The 18,580-nt window shown below is 41.7% G+C and carries 19 protein-coding genes; 12 read left to right on the top strand and 7 right to left on the bottom strand.

Annotation, left to right across the window (positions count from 1 at the left end; all coding sequences use genetic code 11):
- The first annotated feature begins 123 nt into the window (after positions 1 to 123).
- Complete coding sequence (locus ACIQXP_RS07540) at positions 124 to 2,613, top strand: TonB-dependent siderophore receptor (protein ID WP_387504921.1); 2,490 nt, start codon at positions 124 to 126, stop codon at positions 2,611 to 2,613.
- 28 nt (positions 2,614 to 2,641) lie between these two features.
- A complete protein-coding gene (locus ACIQXP_RS07545) occupies positions 2,642 to 3,916 on the top strand; it encodes a PepSY-associated TM helix domain-containing protein (RefSeq protein WP_387504920.1) in 1,275 nt (424 codons plus the stop codon).
- Between the two features lie 459 nt (positions 3,917 to 4,375).
- On the opposite strand, the gene ACIQXP_RS07550 is transcribed toward ACIQXP_RS07545, so the two are convergent.
- The 4 genes from ACIQXP_RS07550 to ACIQXP_RS07565 all read right to left on the bottom strand — a co-directional run bounded on the left by ACIQXP_RS07550 (position 4,376) and on the right by ACIQXP_RS07565 (position 7,816).
- Entirely contained in the window at positions 4,376 to 4,804 is a 429-nt protein-coding gene (locus ACIQXP_RS07550; protein ID WP_387504919.1) for a hypothetical protein, read from the bottom strand.
- Positions 4,805 to 4,831: 27 nt separating this feature from the next.
- A complete protein-coding gene (locus ACIQXP_RS07555; RefSeq protein WP_387504918.1) occupies positions 4,832 to 6,361 on the bottom strand; it encodes a DEAD/DEAH box helicase in 1,530 nt (509 codons plus the stop codon).
- Positions 6,362 to 6,626: 265 nt separating this feature from the next.
- Positions 6,627 to 7,256: a hypothetical protein gene (locus tag ACIQXP_RS07560; RefSeq protein ID WP_387504917.1), complete on the bottom strand. Its 630-nt coding sequence runs from the start codon at positions 7,254 to 7,256 to the stop codon at positions 6,627 to 6,629.
- The gene (locus ACIQXP_RS07565; protein WP_387504916.1) at positions 7,253 to 7,816 is read right to left on the bottom strand and encodes a retropepsin-like aspartic protease; all 564 of its coding nucleotides are present in this window, start codon (positions 7,814 to 7,816) and stop codon (positions 7,253 to 7,255) included. Before ACIQXP_RS07565 ends, ACIQXP_RS07560 begins: the two co-directional genes overlap by 4 nt.
- A gap of 243 nt (positions 7,817 to 8,059) precedes the next feature.
- Between ACIQXP_RS07565 and ACIQXP_RS07570 the strand changes: the two genes are divergently transcribed.
- Both ACIQXP_RS07570 and ACIQXP_RS07575 read left to right on the top strand, forming a co-directional pair.
- On the top strand, positions 8,060 to 9,397 hold the full coding sequence (locus ACIQXP_RS07570) for a gliding motility protein GldB-related protein (protein ID WP_387504915.1): 1,338 nt from the start codon (positions 8,060 to 8,062) through the stop codon (positions 9,395 to 9,397).
- Positions 9,398 to 9,542: 145 nt separating this feature from the next.
- The gene (locus ACIQXP_RS07575; protein ID WP_387504914.1) at positions 9,543 to 9,989 is read left to right on the top strand and encodes a hypothetical protein; all 447 of its coding nucleotides are present in this window, start codon (positions 9,543 to 9,545) and stop codon (positions 9,987 to 9,989) included.
- Between the two features lie 108 nt (positions 9,990 to 10,097).
- Here ACIQXP_RS07575 and ACIQXP_RS07580 read toward each other — a convergent pair whose 3' ends face one another.
- A complete protein-coding gene (locus ACIQXP_RS07580) occupies positions 10,098 to 10,472 on the bottom strand; it encodes a response regulator transcription factor (RefSeq protein ID WP_387504913.1) in 375 nt (124 codons plus the stop codon).
- 570 nt (positions 10,473 to 11,042) lie between these two features.
- On the opposite strand from ACIQXP_RS07580, the gene ACIQXP_RS07585 reads away from it, so the two are divergent.
- Positions 11,043 to 11,990, top strand: coding sequence for an EamA family transporter (locus tag ACIQXP_RS07585; protein WP_387504912.1), 948 nt, complete (start codon positions 11,043 to 11,045; stop codon positions 11,988 to 11,990).
- Between the two features lie 277 nt (positions 11,991 to 12,267).
- On the opposite strand, the gene ACIQXP_RS07590 is transcribed toward ACIQXP_RS07585, so the two are convergent.
- Positions 12,268 to 13,290, bottom strand: coding sequence for an LLM class flavin-dependent oxidoreductase (locus ACIQXP_RS07590; protein ID WP_387504911.1), 1,023 nt, complete (start codon positions 13,288 to 13,290; stop codon positions 12,268 to 12,270).
- A 120-nt stretch (positions 13,291 to 13,410) separates the two neighbouring features.
- Here ACIQXP_RS07590 and ACIQXP_RS07595 point away from each other — a divergent pair, with 120 nt between their 5' ends.
- The 5 genes from ACIQXP_RS07595 (at position 13,411) to ACIQXP_RS07615 (ending at position 16,352) form a co-directional block, all read left to right on the top strand.
- A complete protein-coding gene (locus ACIQXP_RS07595; protein WP_387504910.1) occupies positions 13,411 to 13,935 on the top strand; it encodes a hypothetical protein in 525 nt (174 codons plus the stop codon).
- Between the two features lie 264 nt (positions 13,936 to 14,199).
- Positions 14,200 to 14,484, top strand: a complete 285-nt coding sequence (locus tag ACIQXP_RS07600; RefSeq protein WP_387504909.1) for a DUF4385 family protein — start codon at positions 14,200 to 14,202, stop codon at positions 14,482 to 14,484.
- Positions 14,485 to 14,698: 214 nt separating this feature from the next.
- Positions 14,699 to 15,460 (top strand): DUF72 domain-containing protein, encoded by a 762-nt coding sequence (locus ACIQXP_RS07605; RefSeq protein ID WP_387504908.1) that lies wholly within the window; start codon positions 14,699 to 14,701, stop codon positions 15,458 to 15,460.
- Between the two features lie 117 nt (positions 15,461 to 15,577).
- On the top strand, positions 15,578 to 15,883 hold the full coding sequence (locus tag ACIQXP_RS07610) for a DNA-formamidopyrimidine glycosylase family protein (protein ID WP_387504907.1): 306 nt from the start codon (positions 15,578 to 15,580) through the stop codon (positions 15,881 to 15,883).
- A complete protein-coding gene (locus ACIQXP_RS07615) occupies positions 15,858 to 16,352 on the top strand; it encodes an Fpg/Nei family DNA glycosylase (RefSeq protein WP_387504906.1) in 495 nt (164 codons plus the stop codon). The genes ACIQXP_RS07610 and ACIQXP_RS07615 overlap by 26 nt, the downstream gene beginning before the upstream one ends.
- Positions 16,353 to 16,517: 165 nt before the next feature.
- On the opposite strand, the gene ACIQXP_RS07620 is transcribed toward ACIQXP_RS07615, so the two are convergent.
- Positions 16,518 to 16,640, bottom strand: coding sequence for a DUF4385 family protein (locus ACIQXP_RS07620; RefSeq protein WP_387504905.1), 123 nt, complete (start codon positions 16,638 to 16,640; stop codon positions 16,518 to 16,520).
- Between the two features lie 524 nt (positions 16,641 to 17,164).
- Here ACIQXP_RS07620 and ACIQXP_RS07625 point away from each other — a divergent pair.
- Together ACIQXP_RS07625 and ACIQXP_RS07630 are read left to right on the top strand one after the other, a co-directional pair.
- Positions 17,165 to 18,184 (top strand): SDR family NAD(P)-dependent oxidoreductase, encoded by a 1,020-nt coding sequence (locus ACIQXP_RS07625; protein WP_387504904.1) that lies wholly within the window; start codon positions 17,165 to 17,167, stop codon positions 18,182 to 18,184.
- Positions 18,185 to 18,437: 253 nt separating this feature from the next.
- The gene (locus ACIQXP_RS07630; RefSeq protein ID WP_387504903.1) at positions 18,438 to 18,572 is read left to right on the top strand and encodes an SDR family oxidoreductase; all 135 of its coding nucleotides are present in this window, start codon (positions 18,438 to 18,440) and stop codon (positions 18,570 to 18,572) included.
- The last annotated feature ends 8 nt before the right edge of the window (positions 18,573 to 18,580 follow it).

The raw sequence follows: 18,580 nt of genomic DNA on the forward strand, positions 1-18,580 counted from the left end.
TTAAATCTATTTGGATTTATTCTAAATAAATATACCTTTGCAAAAAAATGCCACAGCGGACCTGAACTCCGTGTGGCATTACCGGATTTAACCCGGATACCTTTAACGTCTAATTAAAAGTAAATGCAATTTAAGAAAATTTTATTCTTAGGTATGTGCTGCACCGGAATATTTGCAGCTCATGCCAGTTCTGGGAATCTACTGACAGGATATTGCGTAATTCCTACAGATAGCCTTGTTAAAAACCCCAATGATGAGCAAACCGGTGCAGTGAGAGGAAGAATTACTACTGCCGATGGTAGTGTAGCGGCGGGTGTAAGCGTGGTGTTGAAAGGCACCCGTTATGGCTCGGTTACTGACGAAGATGGATTTTACCAGATCAGGCGTGTGCCGGTTGGTAATTATACACTAGTGGTTTCGGCAGTTGGCCTTTATCCAAAAGAAAAGCAAATACAGATTTCATCACGTGGTACCGTGATTGCTGATTTCTCTTTGAAAGAAAACCGTTCTGAATTAGACGAGGTACAAATCAGTACAAACAAAAAAAGATATAAAGTCGATAAAGTATCCCCTTCACTGCGCTTACAATCCCCCTTGATCGAGGTACCACAGAATATCCAGGTAGTCACCAGCAAAATACTGGCAGACCAACAGGTATTTGATATTGTTGATGGTGTAACCAGAAATGTGAGCGGTACCTTACGGGTAGGCCATTGGGATGCACAATACGCCAATATTTTTATGCGCGGCACCAGCATTCCGGCTTTCCGGAACGGCATGAACCAAAAAATGCCATGGGGCCCATTAGCTGATGACGCTGCAACAATCGATCGCATCGAATTTGTAAAAGGTCCCTCCGGCTTTATGATGGCTAACGGCGAACCCGGTGGTATTTATAATGTGGTAACCAAGAAGCCTACCGGTCAAAACCGCAGTTCGGTAAGCGTGGCTGGCGGAGGTTACAACCTCGGCCGTGTAGCTGCCGATTTGGACGGTAAGTTAAGCCGCGATGGCCGTTTACTGTTCCGCCTGAATGTGGCCGCACAAACCAAAGATAGTTACAACAAATACAACTACACGGATAAATACATTATTGCTCCCGTGGTTAGCTACCAGGTAGATAGCAATACCTTGATCACTGCTGAATATACTACGCAGCATGTGGAAGCGCAGGCATTAGGTTCTTACGGTTTTTCGCCAAAAGGATTTGGTGATACAGACCCTAGTTTCTTTCTGGGCGATCCGGCGCTTGATCCTGCAAAACTTTATGACCACAATGCCACTGTTTATATAACCCACCGTTTAAATAATAATTGGAAAATTAACGGCCAGGCAGCCTATCTGCGTTATGGTTTAGATGGCGGTACACCGTGGCCATCTAAAATAGCAGCCAATGGCGATATGCGCCGCTACCTGAACATCAGTGAAGAACTGGCCATTAATAAAAATATCCAGGTAAGCCTGATGGGCGACCTGACTACCGGCCCCATTGTACACCGTATTTTGGCTGGACTTGATATGGGCAACCTGAAAACCTGGGGCGATTTTTCCAGCAAACAGGAGCCTGATCTGCAGTTGGCAAACAATGCTACCTTTAATATTTATAACCCGGTTTATGGTATTCCTTTTGACAAGATTCCTGTCTTCGATCGTTCGCGCAGCATTCAGAACCGTTCGGGATCAAATGTATATGCCACTAACCTGACCTATACCGGCGCCTACCTGCAGGATGAGCTTCGCATGCTGGATGGACGTGTTCGTTTAACCCTGGCCGGCCGATTTACACATGCCGTAACCGTGGGAAAAACAAACCTGACGCAACTATCTGATAATGTGTTTAGCCCAAGGGCCGGCTTGAGCGTAACCCTGGCAAAAGATTTTAGTGCCTATACCCTTTACGACCAGAGCTTCTTGCCTGTTGCCGGCCAGGATTATGCCGGAAACCCTTTCAAGCCGATCCGTGGCAATAATATCGAACTGGGTCTTAAAAAAGATTTCTTCGATGGCAAATGGAACGTCACTGCTGCTGCCTTCCGCATCAAAAAGAAGAATGTATTAACTGCCGACCTGGATCCGGCACACCTTGCGCTGAATCCAAATGCCCAGATCCAATTGGGTGGTATCATCTCCAAAGGTATTGAACTGGATATCAATGGCGAAATTACCCCTGGATTAAACGTTGTGTTAAACTATGCGCTAACGGATGCCATGGTAAGTGAAGATGCTAAACCGGAACTGGTAGGCAGGCATACGCCTAACTCGGCGAAACACATTACCAATGGCTGGTTGTCTTACCGCTACCAGAAGCAAGGCGCCTTACTGAACGGTTTTGGATTGAGTGCAGGCTACCAGATCCAATTGGATCGTTATGCCGGATCTACTTCGGTTCCGTTAATGTTACCAGCCTATTATCGTTTTGATGCAGGCGTTTCATACGAAAAAGGTAAAATAACGATTGCCGCGTTAGTAAATAACCTGTTGGACCGCAGGCTGCTGACGCAGGGATCATATACCAAACTGGCTACCGAAACGGCAACATCTGTTTCGTACTACACCTATATTTATGAGGTTCCACGCAATGCAAGATTGAGCATTACCTACCGGTTTAAATAATCTATTTCCGATCAATAAAACAGGCACCATGACCAAGACCCGAAATCAAGGAAAGAAAAAGCAAAAAGACACGCTTTTAAAGCGCATCAACAATTGGCTACACTTGTGGCTGGGTTTGATATCCGGCGCCATTGTACTCATCGTGTGCCTCACCGGTTGTATCTGGGTATTTAATGAAGAAATTACCGGGCTGCTGGAACCGGAAACAAAAGTAACCTGGCAGGATAAGCCCGTGGTTAAACCCTCTGAACTGATGCAGATTGCATCAAAACTCTACCCGGAAAAAGTACCGTCGTACGCCAATTACCAGCAAGGCAGGGCCATTAACTTAAATTTGAGGGCCGCCAATGCTGGTCCGAAAGATCGCCGTACGGGCAATACCATCCTGAAAGTAAACCCTTATACGGGCGAAGTGATTAGTACCGAAGTGCACAAACCCGGTGAATCGGATTTCTTCAGATTTATTTTAAACGGACACCGCTTTCTCTGGATGCCGGCTAAAATAGGACGAGCCATTGTCAATTATGGTACGCTTATTTTTGTTGTTTTACTGATTACCGGGCTGATCTGGTGGTACCCGAAGAAATGGAATCAATCCACGCGTGATAAGAGTTTTAAGATTAAATGGGGTGCCTCTTTTAAACGGGTAAATCTCGACCTGCACAACGTACTGGGCTTTTATGCTTTATTGTTCCTGCTGGCAATAGCGCTTACCGGAATGGTATATGGTATTAAATGGTATAGTGAGGGCGTATATTGGGTTACATCGGGTGGCGATAAGCTGGCAGAATACAAACGCCTGGATTCAGATTCCACACTAAAAGGAAAAGGTTACGCACCGGAAAAAGCGATGGATATGGCCTGGAACCAGGTCATCACGCGCCACCCTAAATCAATGGGCTTTTATTATAGTTTTGCGGATACGGCAGATGAAAAGGCCGCCATTAACATTACGGTATATCCAAATAAAGGGCAGTTTTACAATAGCCAGGGCTACACGTTTGACCAGCATAGCTTAAAGGAACTAAAGCGGCAAGATGCCTATTCAGTAGCGTATGCGCAAGCTTCTTTTGGGGAGAAATTGCGGAAGATGAATTACGATATTCACGTAGGTAGTATTTTAGGCTTTCCTGGTAAGGTACTCGCCTTTTTGGCTTCACTTATTGGTGCCAGCTTACCGATTACCGGATTTCTGGTATGGTATGGAAGAAAATTTAAGAAAAAGAAACCGGGTAAAGTTTTGGCGAAGCAGCCCAACGCTATCCGTCCGGAACCAGCGGAAAAATTACTTGTGAAAATATAAAAATGGAAGGCCCCGGACGTAAAAAGCCGGGGCTTCCATTTTTAAAATCTGAATGAACGAATTTGCCCATGCGGAGCCAATTATAAAAGTTAATGAGCCAAAGTGCTGCCTGTCAGATAGCGGTGCCGAGACCAACAAGCAGCTATATTGAAGCAGCCTGCCCCAGGTGAACATGACAGGGCATACAGTAAATATTTACCATAATAAAACACATTGTTTACCTTTTAGGTAATGAATAGGTAAAGGATAGGTAAAGAATAGGTAACCATAGGGTATCCCTGGGGTAAGCCTGGTACCAAGAAAAGGTAAACAACAGGTAAAGAATAGGTAACCAAATCTAGCCGTGCCACTTGCCCCATAAGCGGCGCTGAAAGCTTTTCAAATGTTTACAATGACAAAAGTTTCCCTCCGTGAGCAAGGGCAATGCAACTCAAAATTGAATAACAAAAAATGAAAGCATTAATAATTTCTAAATTCTGAGGCTTTATTTGATATTGCTCTTTTAAAATCACTTAACTGTGCGTGATCTGCAACAACTTCAGTTAAGTCAAAAGGGTAATCTTCTTTTTGATTTGCACTGATCCATCTTCCAGTGATTTTATTTTTTCTAATTGTACCTAAAAAAGTTCCCGTGAAATTTACGGATGACCATTCAATCAAACTGATATCACCATCATTATTTTTATGTCCGTTCAACAAAATGTATCCCTTTCCCTTGTCATACTGATAACTTCCGATAATGGGATCGGCGTTTGTTCCTTCATTTAATCCTTCGAGATAAAAGGCGATTTTTATTTTATGATTGATAGTGCCTTTAAATAATTTGCCTGTTTGGCAAAATGTTAGGCCAGGTAGACTCAAAATTAAAAAAGTAATGATGATTTTCATCGTTTAAAACATTTTATCATGTACAGACTAAACCGCTGTGCGCATTGCCGCCCGTCTCGACATTATTTTTTCGATCAGGCCATGCAAACGGCTCCTGTAGTCGCTTCCCAACCACTTAATATAGTTTTTGGTTACAGAACCCAGGCATTTCGCGTATTGTTTTATCCTCCAGTCGATTTCCTTATCAAGTTCAGTTACCAATGCTAATGCATTGCTCACCGTGTCAGCATTGTCAATGCACATCATGGCATGTTGCCTGATAGAATCGCGGAGCACTGTTTTTGATTTTTCCCCTTTATCCATAGCTGTTTGGTAAGCGGCAAGCACATCGAATGCGATCTCCGTGCTATTGGGAAAGCTGTTTCTCATTTCGGCAGGCATCTGATGGATATCCTCGCTGGCCTTTGCCAGGATCTGGTGGTAGATTTCGGGGTTTTCGAATACATGCTGCCAATCCACCGGAGCATCCCATTCTCCAAACCTTTCTGCATTATTACCCAGGTCGATAATATTAAAAGTCTTTTTACCCGACAAACGCCTTGCTCCCCTGCCGATCATCTGGTGATAAAGTGTAAGTGAGGTAGTGGCACGGTTGAGGATAACCGACTGCACAGACGGTTCATCAAAACCGGTAGTTAATATCGATACTGATGTTAATATCGCACCTTTTGTCTTTTTAAACCATTTTAATATTTCAATCCTTTCTGCATTTTCGGTATGGTTATCGAGATGTCGGATGGGATAACCTGCCTGCTCAAAAACTTCCAATACCTTTCGGGAGGTAAATATGCCGTTATTGAAAATCAACGTCTTTTTCCCAATGGCATGTTCCCTGTAGGCATGAACCAAAAGATCGAGCATTACTTTCGACGAATATAGCTCATCTGAGCTGCTCACCGTATAATCGCCATGTATGCCCCTGTTCAGCGTATTGAGTTCTACATCATAGGCAAAACTCTTTGGTTTTGCCAGAAAACCCTTTTCGATCAGTGAGTTGATCTGCTCTCCAAGCACCAGCTCAGTATAAAAACTCTTCATCGGCAGCGCTGCATCTGCCGAAAAGGGTGTGGCTGTAACCCCTATTATCCTGGCAAACGGAAATTTTTTAAGCAGTTTATGGAAGGAATTGTGATGGGCCTCATCTACAATGACGAGGCCTACCCCGTTAGTATCGATCAGACCATCATCTATTCTGTGTTTCAGGGTTTCCACCATGGCTACATAGCAGTGATAATAATCTTTTTTAGGTATCCGTTTAACTTTCCTGTCTACCACCTTATTAAAAACGCCGGCATTTTTCATGGCAAGCGAAGTTTGTTTGCATAACTCTTGCCTGTGTGTGAGCACGATGACCTTTTCTCCAAATTGCTTTATAAAACGATTGGCAATTTCAGAAAAGATAACCGTTTTACCCCCGCCCGTAGGCAACTGGAAGAGCAAACGCAGCTGCTCACTGCCGGCCTGCATTTTTTCGAACAGGGTTTCTATCGCATACTGCTGATAGGGATATAATTTTTTCGCTGACTCCTGCGCAGCCGTAGGGGATAAAATCTGCATGGTGTTACAACCAACGAAACTGACTGAAAGTTTTAAGACAAGCCTGCCTTTTCTAAAACCTTTATCGCGGAAGCATTTTCAGTATAACCTCACCTCTTATTTCGGCAATGACCTGGAATCTTATCCAAACCAGCGGTGAAGTTTCCGGTAGCTGGCTTATTGGGGGCCACGCCGGACAGAGCGGATAACCTTTGCATAACGGATAGCAGCAAAAATTTGCGCTCAATCCGATATCTTCGTCTGGAACTCCTTCGGATAAGAATCTTTATAATAATTTCTCTATCTTAAACACGCATTTTTTGGCTTGCCCGTCGTTGTCAATATAGCTTACTTCAACCTCTTTATTTTCATTCAAAAGCATTTTCCGATAGTCCTTTAAATCTTTGGATTCCAATTTATTGATTGCAGTAATTACCTGGCCCTTCCGAAGGACGCAACGGTAGGCTGCAGATTGCTCCATGATTTCGTCTATCATCACCTTCCCTCCCTGCAGGATAATTTTAAAAGGCGCAACAGCGGTAGTAAAATCCTGTTGATATAAAAAATTTGGTTTCAGGTAGAGTTTCCTGGCACTAAAGTCCAAAATAAAATCATAACGATGTATAATCTGGCTGCCCAATATACCCAGGTACTTTTCAGAAGCACTCACCCCCTCCCCGTCTGACGATATACTTACAGGCAGTTTCCCTTTGAAAATATATGGACCAATAGAAAGAGAAGCAATGACTGCAAGTGTAGTGGCACTTTTGGTGGTTAAACTGTTCTGCGTACTCGAAACAGTTTTGCCTATTTTTGTTAATAAATCATGTTGTTGCTGGAAAGGGGTATTAAAAAGCAGTCCCAGGCCCGCGCCGCTATCAAACAATATATCTCCGGAAAACTTTTCCCCATTCAATAAATGCACATCAACGCCAAAACGTGGGATAGGTATTCCGTCATCCAGAACAAATCGATGGTCTTATAATCAGCCGTGTTTAATTGTGTTTTAAAAGGATACAACAATATCTGTCTTTTTGTAATATTTACCACAGTTAAATAATTGCTCAGGATATCATTCCCAATAATACCGTCAAACTTTCTACCAACCGTTGCATTAAGTCTGGAAAGATCATCAAGAACAAAATTTAAATGATCAATACTTACCGATTCATTTAGAAAAATTTTTTGTCCCGTAGTATAGCTGTACATTTTAATGCCCCCTGCCCCGCGGATCTCCTGGTGAAGATCTGCCTTAATCTTGAATTTTTCGGCTACATGGCTATCGAGTAAAATGGTCGAGGCACCTGTATCAAAAAAGAAAGTTAACGAATCCTTGCCGTTCAATGCAGGCAGTTTGATCAGAATACTTTTATTATCATATAATTCAAAAGGAAGTATAATCTGTGAAAAAGTTACTGAATGCAATAAATTGAACAGGAGAAAAAAAATAAGGGCTGTATTAAATTTCGACAGCATTTTAAGGGAGTTTAAGTGAATTGTACAAGACCAGTCTTGCTTAATTTATATAAATAAATCATTTTATTTATAATATTGAAAAACTAATTTATAGCTGAACTCAGCAGAGCAAATTATCTAATTAATATTAAAATAAATAAATTTTAACTTGAACGATGAAACATATTACCGAAGTAATTTCTACGGATAATTTTTAAAATATTGCAACGATATACATTTTAAAGTGTCTGTTAAAATAAAAACATGTTTAAATTATTTACCGTTCTATTTATTTTACTGCACGCTGTTTCCTATGCTCAGAATTTTGTTGATTTTAAGCAGAATGATAAAAAGACTGCATTTAGTGGCGAAAACGAATTAAACTATAATGTACGGCTTAAAAAGGGTGAAGTTTATCTGATTAAGGTTTATCAGGAAAATATTGATATTGAAATTAATCTCTATAATGAAGCTGGTGAAAAAATCCTATCAACAGATCTTGCCGACGGAAATAAAGGAACCGACAAGTTGGAGTATGAACCCGCAAAAGGCGGACTTTATAAAATCAACATCAAATCAGTCTCTCCAAAACCTTCACCAGATGGGGTAATCAGTATGAATTTTGCCCGGCTAAGTAAAAGTGTGCTGGAGCGGAGAAGAAAGATTGCCAAAGCCCTTGAACCCGAAAACGCCAAAGATGTTTCAACTATTGACATCAAGCATTTCTGGGAAGCATTCGATGCCTTAAAAGCTGCTAAAACCTATGGCGACAGCGTTAATATTATTCAAAGTAAATATCTTGACAGGGCTACAAACGGTTTGAAGGAATTTGCGAAAGTCAGGTATTTTTCGCCCGAATTTTATACTGACAGGATTAGAAAATATAAAAAATTTTATGAAAGCGTACGTCAAAACACCCTGTTATTTTCAGATTCGGAACGCTTATCGGATATCATCAGGCAGACCCGTTCGTTATATCCCAATGGAAAGGAGGCCAAGATAGCCATCACTATCGGACCAATGTCTTCTGGAGGTACCATTTCCAACAATTATGTTTTAATAGGGCTGGAGATGATCGCCGGGGATAAGAATTGTGATGTTTCAGAAATCACTAATGAAAATTTAAGATCAGATATATTAGCGCGATCAGATCAGGCAGACGTTTTAAATTTTGTAAGGGAGACCATTGCCCACGAATATATTCATACCCAACAGCGAAAAATGAATCCGACAGCCTGTGAGTGTGTTTTACTTGAAAATGTGATTAAAGAGGGTATTGCCAGTTTTATTTCTGAGGTGTTGATTATGAGGAGAAATCAGGAAACCGGTAGCCGCGCTTCGCTGTATGCAACTGCACACGAAAAGGAACTTTGGCAGGAAATGAAGAGCGAACTCTGCGCCAAAAATCTCCAGAATTGGTTATTCAATGCGGCAAGCAGCAAAAACAGGCCTGGCGATCTGGGCTATAGAATCGGATATAAAATAGCGGAATCTTTTTATAACAAGTCTGACGATAAAAAGATGGCCATTAAAGAGATGATTGAGACCGATAATCCGCTTGTCTTTTTGGACAAAAGTGAATATGATTTAAAATTTCGATAAGCTGTAAAGCTTGCTCTATGATCAATAATACATCAATCCTCATTGTTAAAACCGGAAATAAAGGTTTAAAAGAGAAAGATATTGTTCAGTAATATAACCTGAGACCAGGGCAGGATTGTAAAGACCAATACGAATTAAACGGACCATGAAACATTTGATTATTTTACTTTTAGCACTCACCGCCTGCAACAACCGCAAACAACAACATTTTGAACTCAAGCCCTTAAGTCAAGATGTTAAACAATTTAAATCAGGAACAAATAACAATCGCATTGACTATTTTTATATCAGGGGAAACTTTTTCTATAAAAAATCAACCTATGCACTGCTTGGGGATAAAATCAGCAGGAAAATCAATTCTGCGATTTTACCAGACTATGATTTCTATTCCGTTTATGTTTACCGCGATTTAGATCTGCCAAATAAAAAAGATGAAGGTAGTAGTAATACTTTCGATGGACAAAACAAAAACCTGGTTGCGTATATCCGGTATAAACGAGGGCAGATGGATATTTTTTATATTATTAAAAATGGGAAAGTAGTGTATAACCTTATATCCGGAAAAGAAATGGATTTTGAGTTTGATCAGTAATAAGTCGAGAACTGACCTGCTTACCCTTTAATGATTAGCATATCAATCATGTTCAAAAACAATCAGAAAGAAAAAGCAAAGTAAATGTCATATTAACTCATGCTAAGCTTAGTATGAATGCCAAACCATCATTTCGAAAGCACGTGTCAGCAGATTATCAACATCAAAAGGTTTACCCATAAAGCCGTCTGCTCCGCATTCCCGTGCTAAAATATCTCCGTCAGACTCAGCCGACATCAATAAAACAGGTGTTTTATTGTTAGGATAGCTCGATTTGAACAATCTGCATAATTCATTACCATTATATCGTGATCCGATGAGTCTGATATCCATTACAATCAAATGGAAGCCTCCCTTATCGATAAATTCAGGATTAGGTGCAATGTTCAATACAGTAGTATGATAACCTACCGTTTCAAAGATCATTTGAAATAATTCACTGATTTCTTGATCATCTTCAATGATGAGTATGTGTTTTTCCATCGGTATCGATTTTAAGTGATTCCAATACGGTCACAGCGATCGATTTTCGATGGCGATAGTAGTATCTGCGTTTGTTAACGTATAACAGCGTTGAAAGTTTTGATTTTCTACCAATCTGTTGAGAATCTTTTCGGTGTATGTTTTTAATAGAGCTGCCTCCTTCCCGCTCCATGTTGCTCATCATTGACATCACTTCAAATCTGCCGGGTATCTGATGAATTGTGCGACCGGTCTGTTAAGTTTTCCAGCAAGCTTATCCAACTGTCAACAACAAACTGCTAGCTCATTTCTTTCATTGCTTCCAACGTATCAATTCCTTGTTGAGCATGTTGAGCGAACGGTAGATCTAAAAAAAATGATCAGTTAGTACCAAACCAACTTAATATATTTTTGTAAAATGCTTGCCGGAGCATCACCGGCATCTGCTGGGATGGCAAGTCCCGTAAAGCCGAACGTCGGCTATGATACAATAAGGAGTTAAAAGATCAATAAATATATGTTAATTTGTATTTCATGTCATAAATGTGCTTTACATGTTTATGGATATTATAAGATCAACATTCAGGCAAATTGAAAACCGCAAAATATTACCTTGCTGCTATATTCGCATATGCGACCTGGGGCTTTTTTAGCTTAGTTTTAAAACCGCTGAGCGGATATGCTTCGGTAGATATTTTATTTTACCGCATTTTTAGCTGCGCCATATTAATGGTTTTCATTACCGCCTTATTTAAGCGTGCCGATTTGCTTAAAGCTTTCTCAGATATTAAAGCTTTACCTGCTAAACAAAAACGAAATATGCTTTTACTGAATGTAAGTGGAAGTATTCTTTTAAATATTAACTGGTTCTCATTTATTTACGTGCTCAACCACGTAAGCATTAAGGCCACCTCACTTGCCTATCTCGTGTGCCCGATTATTACGACATTGCTTGCTTACTGGCTTTTGCACGAAAAGCTCAATAAAATACAATGGATAGCTGTTGCATTGAGCATACTTGGATGTTTACTCCTATCTTATGCCAATATTATGGATATGGTTTATGGTATCATTATTGGATCAAGTTATGCCGCGTACCTGGTAAGCCAGCGTAAAAATGTTGGGTTTGATCAGTTCATCACCCTCACCTTCCATATTGTACTTTCTGCCCTGCTGCTGCTTCCATTTTACCCTGCCTACAGTGGGCGTATACCTAGCAAGACGACGTTTTGGGTACTGATAGAATTGATAGCACTTGGCTTTACAGTAATTCCATTATTTCTGAATTTGTATGCCTTAAAGGGTTTAAATTCATCAACAGTGGGCATGTTGCTTAATATCAATCCCATTATTGCATTTGCTATAGCAGCTCTGGTATATCTTGAGCCGATCAGTCCCTTGCAAATGGCGGCCTACAGTATTATCTTCCTGTCGGTTATCGTTTTTAATGCGCATTACCTTTTTAAAAATAAGCAAAGGCAGATGCATGGCAGAGATCAGCCTGATTTTGCCAAAGATTCCGGTTACTCAGAGACATAAAGATATTGCTGCTTTTCGATGTAACTGCATAAGGAAGGCCGGCTATATATGCATTCCGTAGGGAAGCCTGTCATTTAATTTAAATTAATCACTCCGCCTTTGATGCCACCATTATCCCCAAAATTTTAATTTCTTTTAATCGTTTGTATATCATACAGAAACAAGAAAGCGGAAAAAACCAAAGGCTCTTCCCGCTTATCTAAATTAACGCTCTCAGTATATAAACATCATTATCGCCAATATGTTTGCTGCGATTTTAAAAAAAAATCGAATTCGGCTATCTCCAACCAAGTCCTGGCGCAACATGCTCCAGAATGGCAGATAAAATATGAATGTTGTAATCTACACCCAGCGTGTTTGGAATGGTCAACAATACCGTATCTGCTTCCTGTATGGCCTCGTCTGCTGCCAGTTGCTTTATCAGCTGATCGGGTTCAGCGGCATACCCCCTGCCGAAAACTGCCCGTTGAGTGGGTTCAATATAACCAAAACTATCTGCAGCCTTCCCCTGCTGTCCGAAATAATACCTGTCCTGATCGTTCATCAGCGCAAATATAGAACGGCTGACAGACACCCTTGGCTCGCGATCATGTCCAGCCTTTTTCCAGGCTTCCTTATACAACCTGATCTGCTCAGCCTGCTGAACGCTGAAGGGCTTGCCATTTTCATCAAACTTCAATGTAGAACTCTGCAGGTACATGCCGTGCTCTGCCGCCCACACCGCAGTGGCATTAGAAGCAGCTCCCCACCAGATGCGTTTGCGCAGCCCCTCAGAATAGGGCTCTAACCTTAACAATCCCGGAGGATTGGGAAACATTGGATTTGGATTCGGCCTTGCAAAACCTTCGCCATTCAGTCTTTCCAAAAACTCCAAAGCCTTTTGCCTGCCCATATCCGCATCGTTCTCGCCGTCCTTTGGCGAAAAACCGAAATGCCGCCAGCCTTCAACCACCTGCTCGGGCGAACCCCTGCTGATGCCCAGTTGTAACCTGCCACCAGAGATCAGGTCGGCGGCACCCGCATCCTCAACCATATACAAAGGGTTTTCATAGCGCATATCGATAACCCCCGTTCCGATTTCGATCTTTGAAGTTTTTGCACCAATTGCCGAAAGCAGCGGAAAGGGCGATGCCAGTTGTCTCGCAAAATGGTGTACCCTAAAATACGCGCCGTCGAGCCCGATCTCTTCAGCCGCAACGGCCAAATCTATAGACTGCAGCAAAGTATCACTGGCGGTACGAGCCTGATATGAGGGATGTTCGGACCAATGCCCGAAAGATAAAAATCCGATTTTCTTCATTTCATTAATTGCTAAATTCAAAGTTAGCATTACGCTCATTGCCCGAGGGTCATCGTGTAGTCATAACCACTACTGTCTTTTATCAAACAATAGCCCTGGCTAATTGTTCCGAAATCAGTTATGTTTAGACGAAAACAGATACAGTCAAAGGAGCAGTTTGATGCTGCGCTCGAACTGGAAAGAGCGGGCGATAGCGCTGCCGCATTAAAACGCTACCAGCAAGCTTCGCGGACAGACCCCACAAATTCTCATGCATGGAACAGGCAGATGGTACTGTTGCGCAAAGCTAAATCAAAAGAGGATGAAATCGAGCTCATTCAAAAGGCCATAGCCGAATACCGGAAAGCCTACGAAACGAAACAACAAGACTGGATGAAAGAAAACAAGGCCAAAGCAGACAGCACACGTGAGCTGGCGCATGTACTTGGTCTGTTAGAATCAACAGGCTTTCCAAAAAACATAGATACCACCATCGAAAAATGGCAGACCAGACTCTACTTGCTTGAATACCGGGTCAAAAATGCCCCAAAGAAGAAAACTTCGTCAAGAAAGCCTGTAAGCAAATCATCAAAAAGCACAACTGCTGCAACGATAAAGTCTAAGCAAAACGCCGCTACCAAACCCAGGCTTAACAAAAAGCAATAAGATCAGTCCGATATGAATAGGACTCAATAGCCCTAACCAACGATTATTTAAATCTGATTTTTTAATAGCTCAAATGTCCGGATTTGTTCAAAATGCTTCTTTCGTAGCCTAAATTATTTTTTTCTGCCATCGCTGGTGGATAATAGCCCCTTAAGTTGGAATGATCTCCTAATTCTCCTTGTTATAATTGATTATCCAATAGCTGTCTCTATCGTAATTTCACAGGAATAAAAACATAACCATAAGCGGATATGTTGCTTAGCTATGCCAGTAACAGGAAAGCCAACTTACCTTGATTTTGACAACCAAAAATATCCTTGGAAAAAAGATATCAATTATAGAAGTAATCCCGAAAAATACAGGGTTGGCAAAGGCGAACAAGGTGTTCTGATCTGCGAGCCTTATAAATCTGAGATTGGCCAGTTTTGGAGGTTTCGGACGCCAGAACTCGCAAAAGATAGCAGTGAAAAGATATTTAAAATGTTCCTTTTTTTTCTAATGTTTAAGAATTTTTTATGCAGTTTACCCATATTTGAATACGCTAATTAAATCGTTACTCTTCTAAAATTTTCGAACATCAATGTTTCAATTAATCCCACCACAAAAATAGTTCGAATGACGCACCACTACTTAGCCAGAGTTTCAAAGCAGTTCTGAAAAAAAGCTGTTTTTTTGTTTTAGGGATTTTTAAATTAATGCCTAGCGCAGCCTTTCTTCTGATCTGGCCGTTCAACAATTTTTCTATTCTACTTGTTTAGTTCATATGGACATCGCTTTTGAAAACTATTACTCGGGTACCAGCGGGCTGTTGTTGCCCGTTCCCAATAAATTGCACTACCCCAAAGAATTTCAAGAGAAGAGCAGGCTGTGCTATTATGCCTCGCTGATGGATTCTATCGAGATCAATTCTTCCTTTTATAAAATACCGCAGGCTTCCACGATGAAAAAATGGGCAGCTGATGTGCCTGAGAAATTTCGGTTCACTTTTAAGCTTTTTAAGGAGGTGACCCACAATAAGGACCTGTCCTTTGATCCCGAGATTGTATCCAGATTCTTTTCAGTTATTTCGCATGTGGAGGATAAAAAGGCCTGTCTTTTGGTGCAGTTCCCCCCGAGCATAAGGATTGCTCATTTTGCGCAGTTGCGCTTTCTCATGTCGGTGCTTAGAACTCATGATCCTTTTTTTGAGTGGAAGATCGCTTTGGAATTTCGACATCCCTCCTTATATATAGATGAGGTGTATGAACTTTTGGACGAGTTTGAGCTTGGTATGGTGATACATGATAAGTCGCCTGCCAGTTCTCCGGTAAGGGAAAGCCATCCCGGTTTTATCTACCTCAGGTTTCATGGTCCGGGAGGAAACTACAGGGGAAGTTACGCTGACGACGTAATGTACGAGTATGCAAGTTATGTGACCGAGTGGCTTTCAGAAGGTAAAAAGGTATTCGTGTATTTCAATAACACGATGGGGGAGGCACATGCCAACCTGAATATGCTGCGCCAGATCGTTAGGGATACCTATTAGTATCTGCTGAAGGGTAGGTCTAAAACTTTCGGGCATGAACAGTGTTTCAATCCTGCACATCGATCAGTAAGATCCGTAAGAATATAAAAATTGGCGTGTTTAATCTTAAAATATGTTATGGCTGAACTACCAGACTTAGAAGTGTTTGCGCAGATCCTTTCGCGCCGGTTCAAGGGTAAAACCCTAAAGGAATTGGAAGTAAAAGTGATAAAAAAGCTAAACGTGACTGCTGCACAGCTCAAGGCCAAGCTCGAAGGAAAAAAGCTTTCGAATGTTTTACGCTATGGAAAAACTTTGCACTTTCATTTCGGTAAGGAAATTCTACAGGTTCATCTGATGCTTAGGGGCGAACTGGAGGCGATGCATAGCGATTCGGAGCTGCCAAAATATACCATACTTGCTTTTCATTTTTTCAGGGGGTGAGGGCTTTGCCTTAGTAGATAGCTTGCGTGCGGCAACACCTACCTTAAATCCTGACGCTGCTAAGGCACCAGATGCGCTTGAAATGGATAAAGATTATTTTACCGGGGTGCTGTTCAAGAGCAAGAAAATGGTTAAGGAGGTGCTGATGGACCAGAAGAAGATACAGGGCATTGGTAATTCATATGCAGATGAGATCCTGTGGGATGCCAGAGTATCTCCGTTTTCGATCAGCTCAACCATACCGGAAAAAATCGTCAATAAATTGTTCCATAGTTTGAAGTCTGTTTTGAAAGAAGCCATTACAGCTATTGCAAAAGAGAACGGAGATGAGCTTCGCGGCGAGCTGCGCGACTTTATGAAAGTACATGGGGCAAAGCTGAAAAAATCTCCTTCCGGAGCAGTCGTGAAGTCAGAAAAGATCGGCGGAAGGACCAGTTATTATACCGATGAACAGCAATTATATTCCTAAAAAGCAATTCTGAATATTACCGGACAAATCTTGCTTTCAATTATGGTGGCATTTGAATTTGTTATCCCAGCCGTTTTTTCCAGACTGCCTTCATTGACTTGTAAACCGGATGGGCCTCTGCTAATTTATAGGTGGCGTAGAATATTGCTGCGGATTTAGCTTTCTCTATCGACCCAGTGCCCCGCTCAAGTGGCGTATAATCCTGGTTTTATCGTATTTCTTTCCGCCTTTATAATTGGCGTATCGCCTGGCGCGGGTATAACCCATCTGCAAGTATTTTCTTGCCATGTCTGCCCCAACAAAATTATTTTCTTGTATATAGTTAAGGAACAATAAGTCGCAACAAAATGAGGTAATTGTGTTTTGAACTAAGTCAATTCAAAGAACGCCTGAAATCCAGGGGCGAGACACTGGTTTCATTTTTTAATGATTTAAAATTTGATATAGTACAAAGGTCAGCAACCATGGATTCCCTGACGTAGTGAAATCGGGGCATTTTAGCCAATTCAGGGAAAGGTAATTTCATCGCTTGATTAAGAATTATAAAAGCTTAGGCTGTATCAAAAAGGCAGCCTCTTTCGGGTCAATGTCGCTACGTATTTGAAAACATTTATTAGTAAACTGATGGAAACAGGCCACTTTTTTTTTGAAAATTTTAGAAAAAAAACAAGCCAGTTTATGTTCATAATTTTGCTAGCCTAATACCGATAACAAAAGATATGACTTTCTAAACAAAGCAAATTGACACGCCAAACAAAATCCACCGTTAATCAACCTCCTACATTTGTCTTATCACATTTAATCAAAACAAAATGAAAAAGAACAACTATCAAGGCGCGTTACAACACCCATTGGGTTCAGGTTTTTGCGCTAACTCAACAGCAACCGAAGTCATCAAAGGCATAGACCTCACAGGAAAGATCGCTATTGTAACCGGTGGTAACACCGGCATTGGTCTCGAAACTACAAAAGTACTGGCAGCAGCTGGCGCAACTGTAATTGTACCAGCAAGGGACATCGAAAAAGCGAAGAAAAACCTAAAAGGCATTCAAAAAGTGGAAACCGAAACAATGGACCTTGCCAGACCCGAAACCATCGATGCATTCGCTGAAAAATTCCTGGAATCTGGCAGGCCATTGCACTTGCTCATCAATAATGCTGGAATCATGTGGATGCCTTTACAAAGAGACAGCCGCAGTTTCGAATCACAACTGTCTACCAATTACTTTGGACAGTTCCAATTGGTAGCAAGATTATGGCCAGCACTAAAAAACGCCAAAGGCGCACGCGTTGTCAATGTCTCCTCATTGGGACATCACATTTCTCCTTTCAATTTCGACGACCCCAACTTCGAGCACAGGGAATACCAAACACTTATTGGATACGGACAATCAAAAACGGCGAGCAATCTATTTGCATTGGAACTTGATAACCGCGCAAAAGCGCACCAGGTAAGAGCATACTCCCTGCACCCTGGATCAATCGCCGGAACAGAACTGGCCAGGGATGCTGATATGGAACTTTTCAAACAGATGGGCTTTTTTGATGAAACTGGGAACATACGTCCGGACATCTTGGCCAGCCTGAAAAAAATTCAACAGGGTGCGGCAACATCCGTTTGGGCTGCTACCAGTCCGCTGCTCAATAACATCGGCGGCGTGTACTGCGAAGATACCGATATCGCCGAACTGATATCGGAAGATCCCGCCATACAGACAGTCGCTAAACCGCATCAAACTGGCGTAATGGAATATTCGCTGGACGAAAACAGTGCTAAAAAACTGTGGAATTTGACCGAGGAAATGACCGGTATAAAATTTAACGTGAACTAAGCCGTGAAAAACTTAAAAGGATAAACCACCCAGATTACTGGCGGCAATGGTGGTATAGGCTGTGCCACTGCCAAACAGCTAAAAGCAAACGGCGAACAGTTGATCATCACCGGCAAGTAAAGCGGCCTTGAATGCGGTCATGAAAATCGTGGAACTGGAACTTTACGGACGCAAGATTAGGGTCAATGCCGTTAGCCCTTTCCTGTGGAAGATCATGGATAAGATCGGGTTGAACCAATCCCTTGAAGAGTAAATGATCGGTACCATTCCATTGTCTGGGTTCGGTAAAGCGGAAGAACTGGTCAAACTGATTGCCTCTCTAGCCAGTGGCGAGGCCACTTTCATCACAGGTTCGGAGTACCTGATCGACGGCGGCCAGTGTATCTAATGGAATCT

This window comes from Pedobacter suwonensis (assembly GCF_044762335.1).
Lineage (GTDB): Bacteria > Bacteroidota > Bacteroidia > Sphingobacteriales > Sphingobacteriaceae > Pedobacter.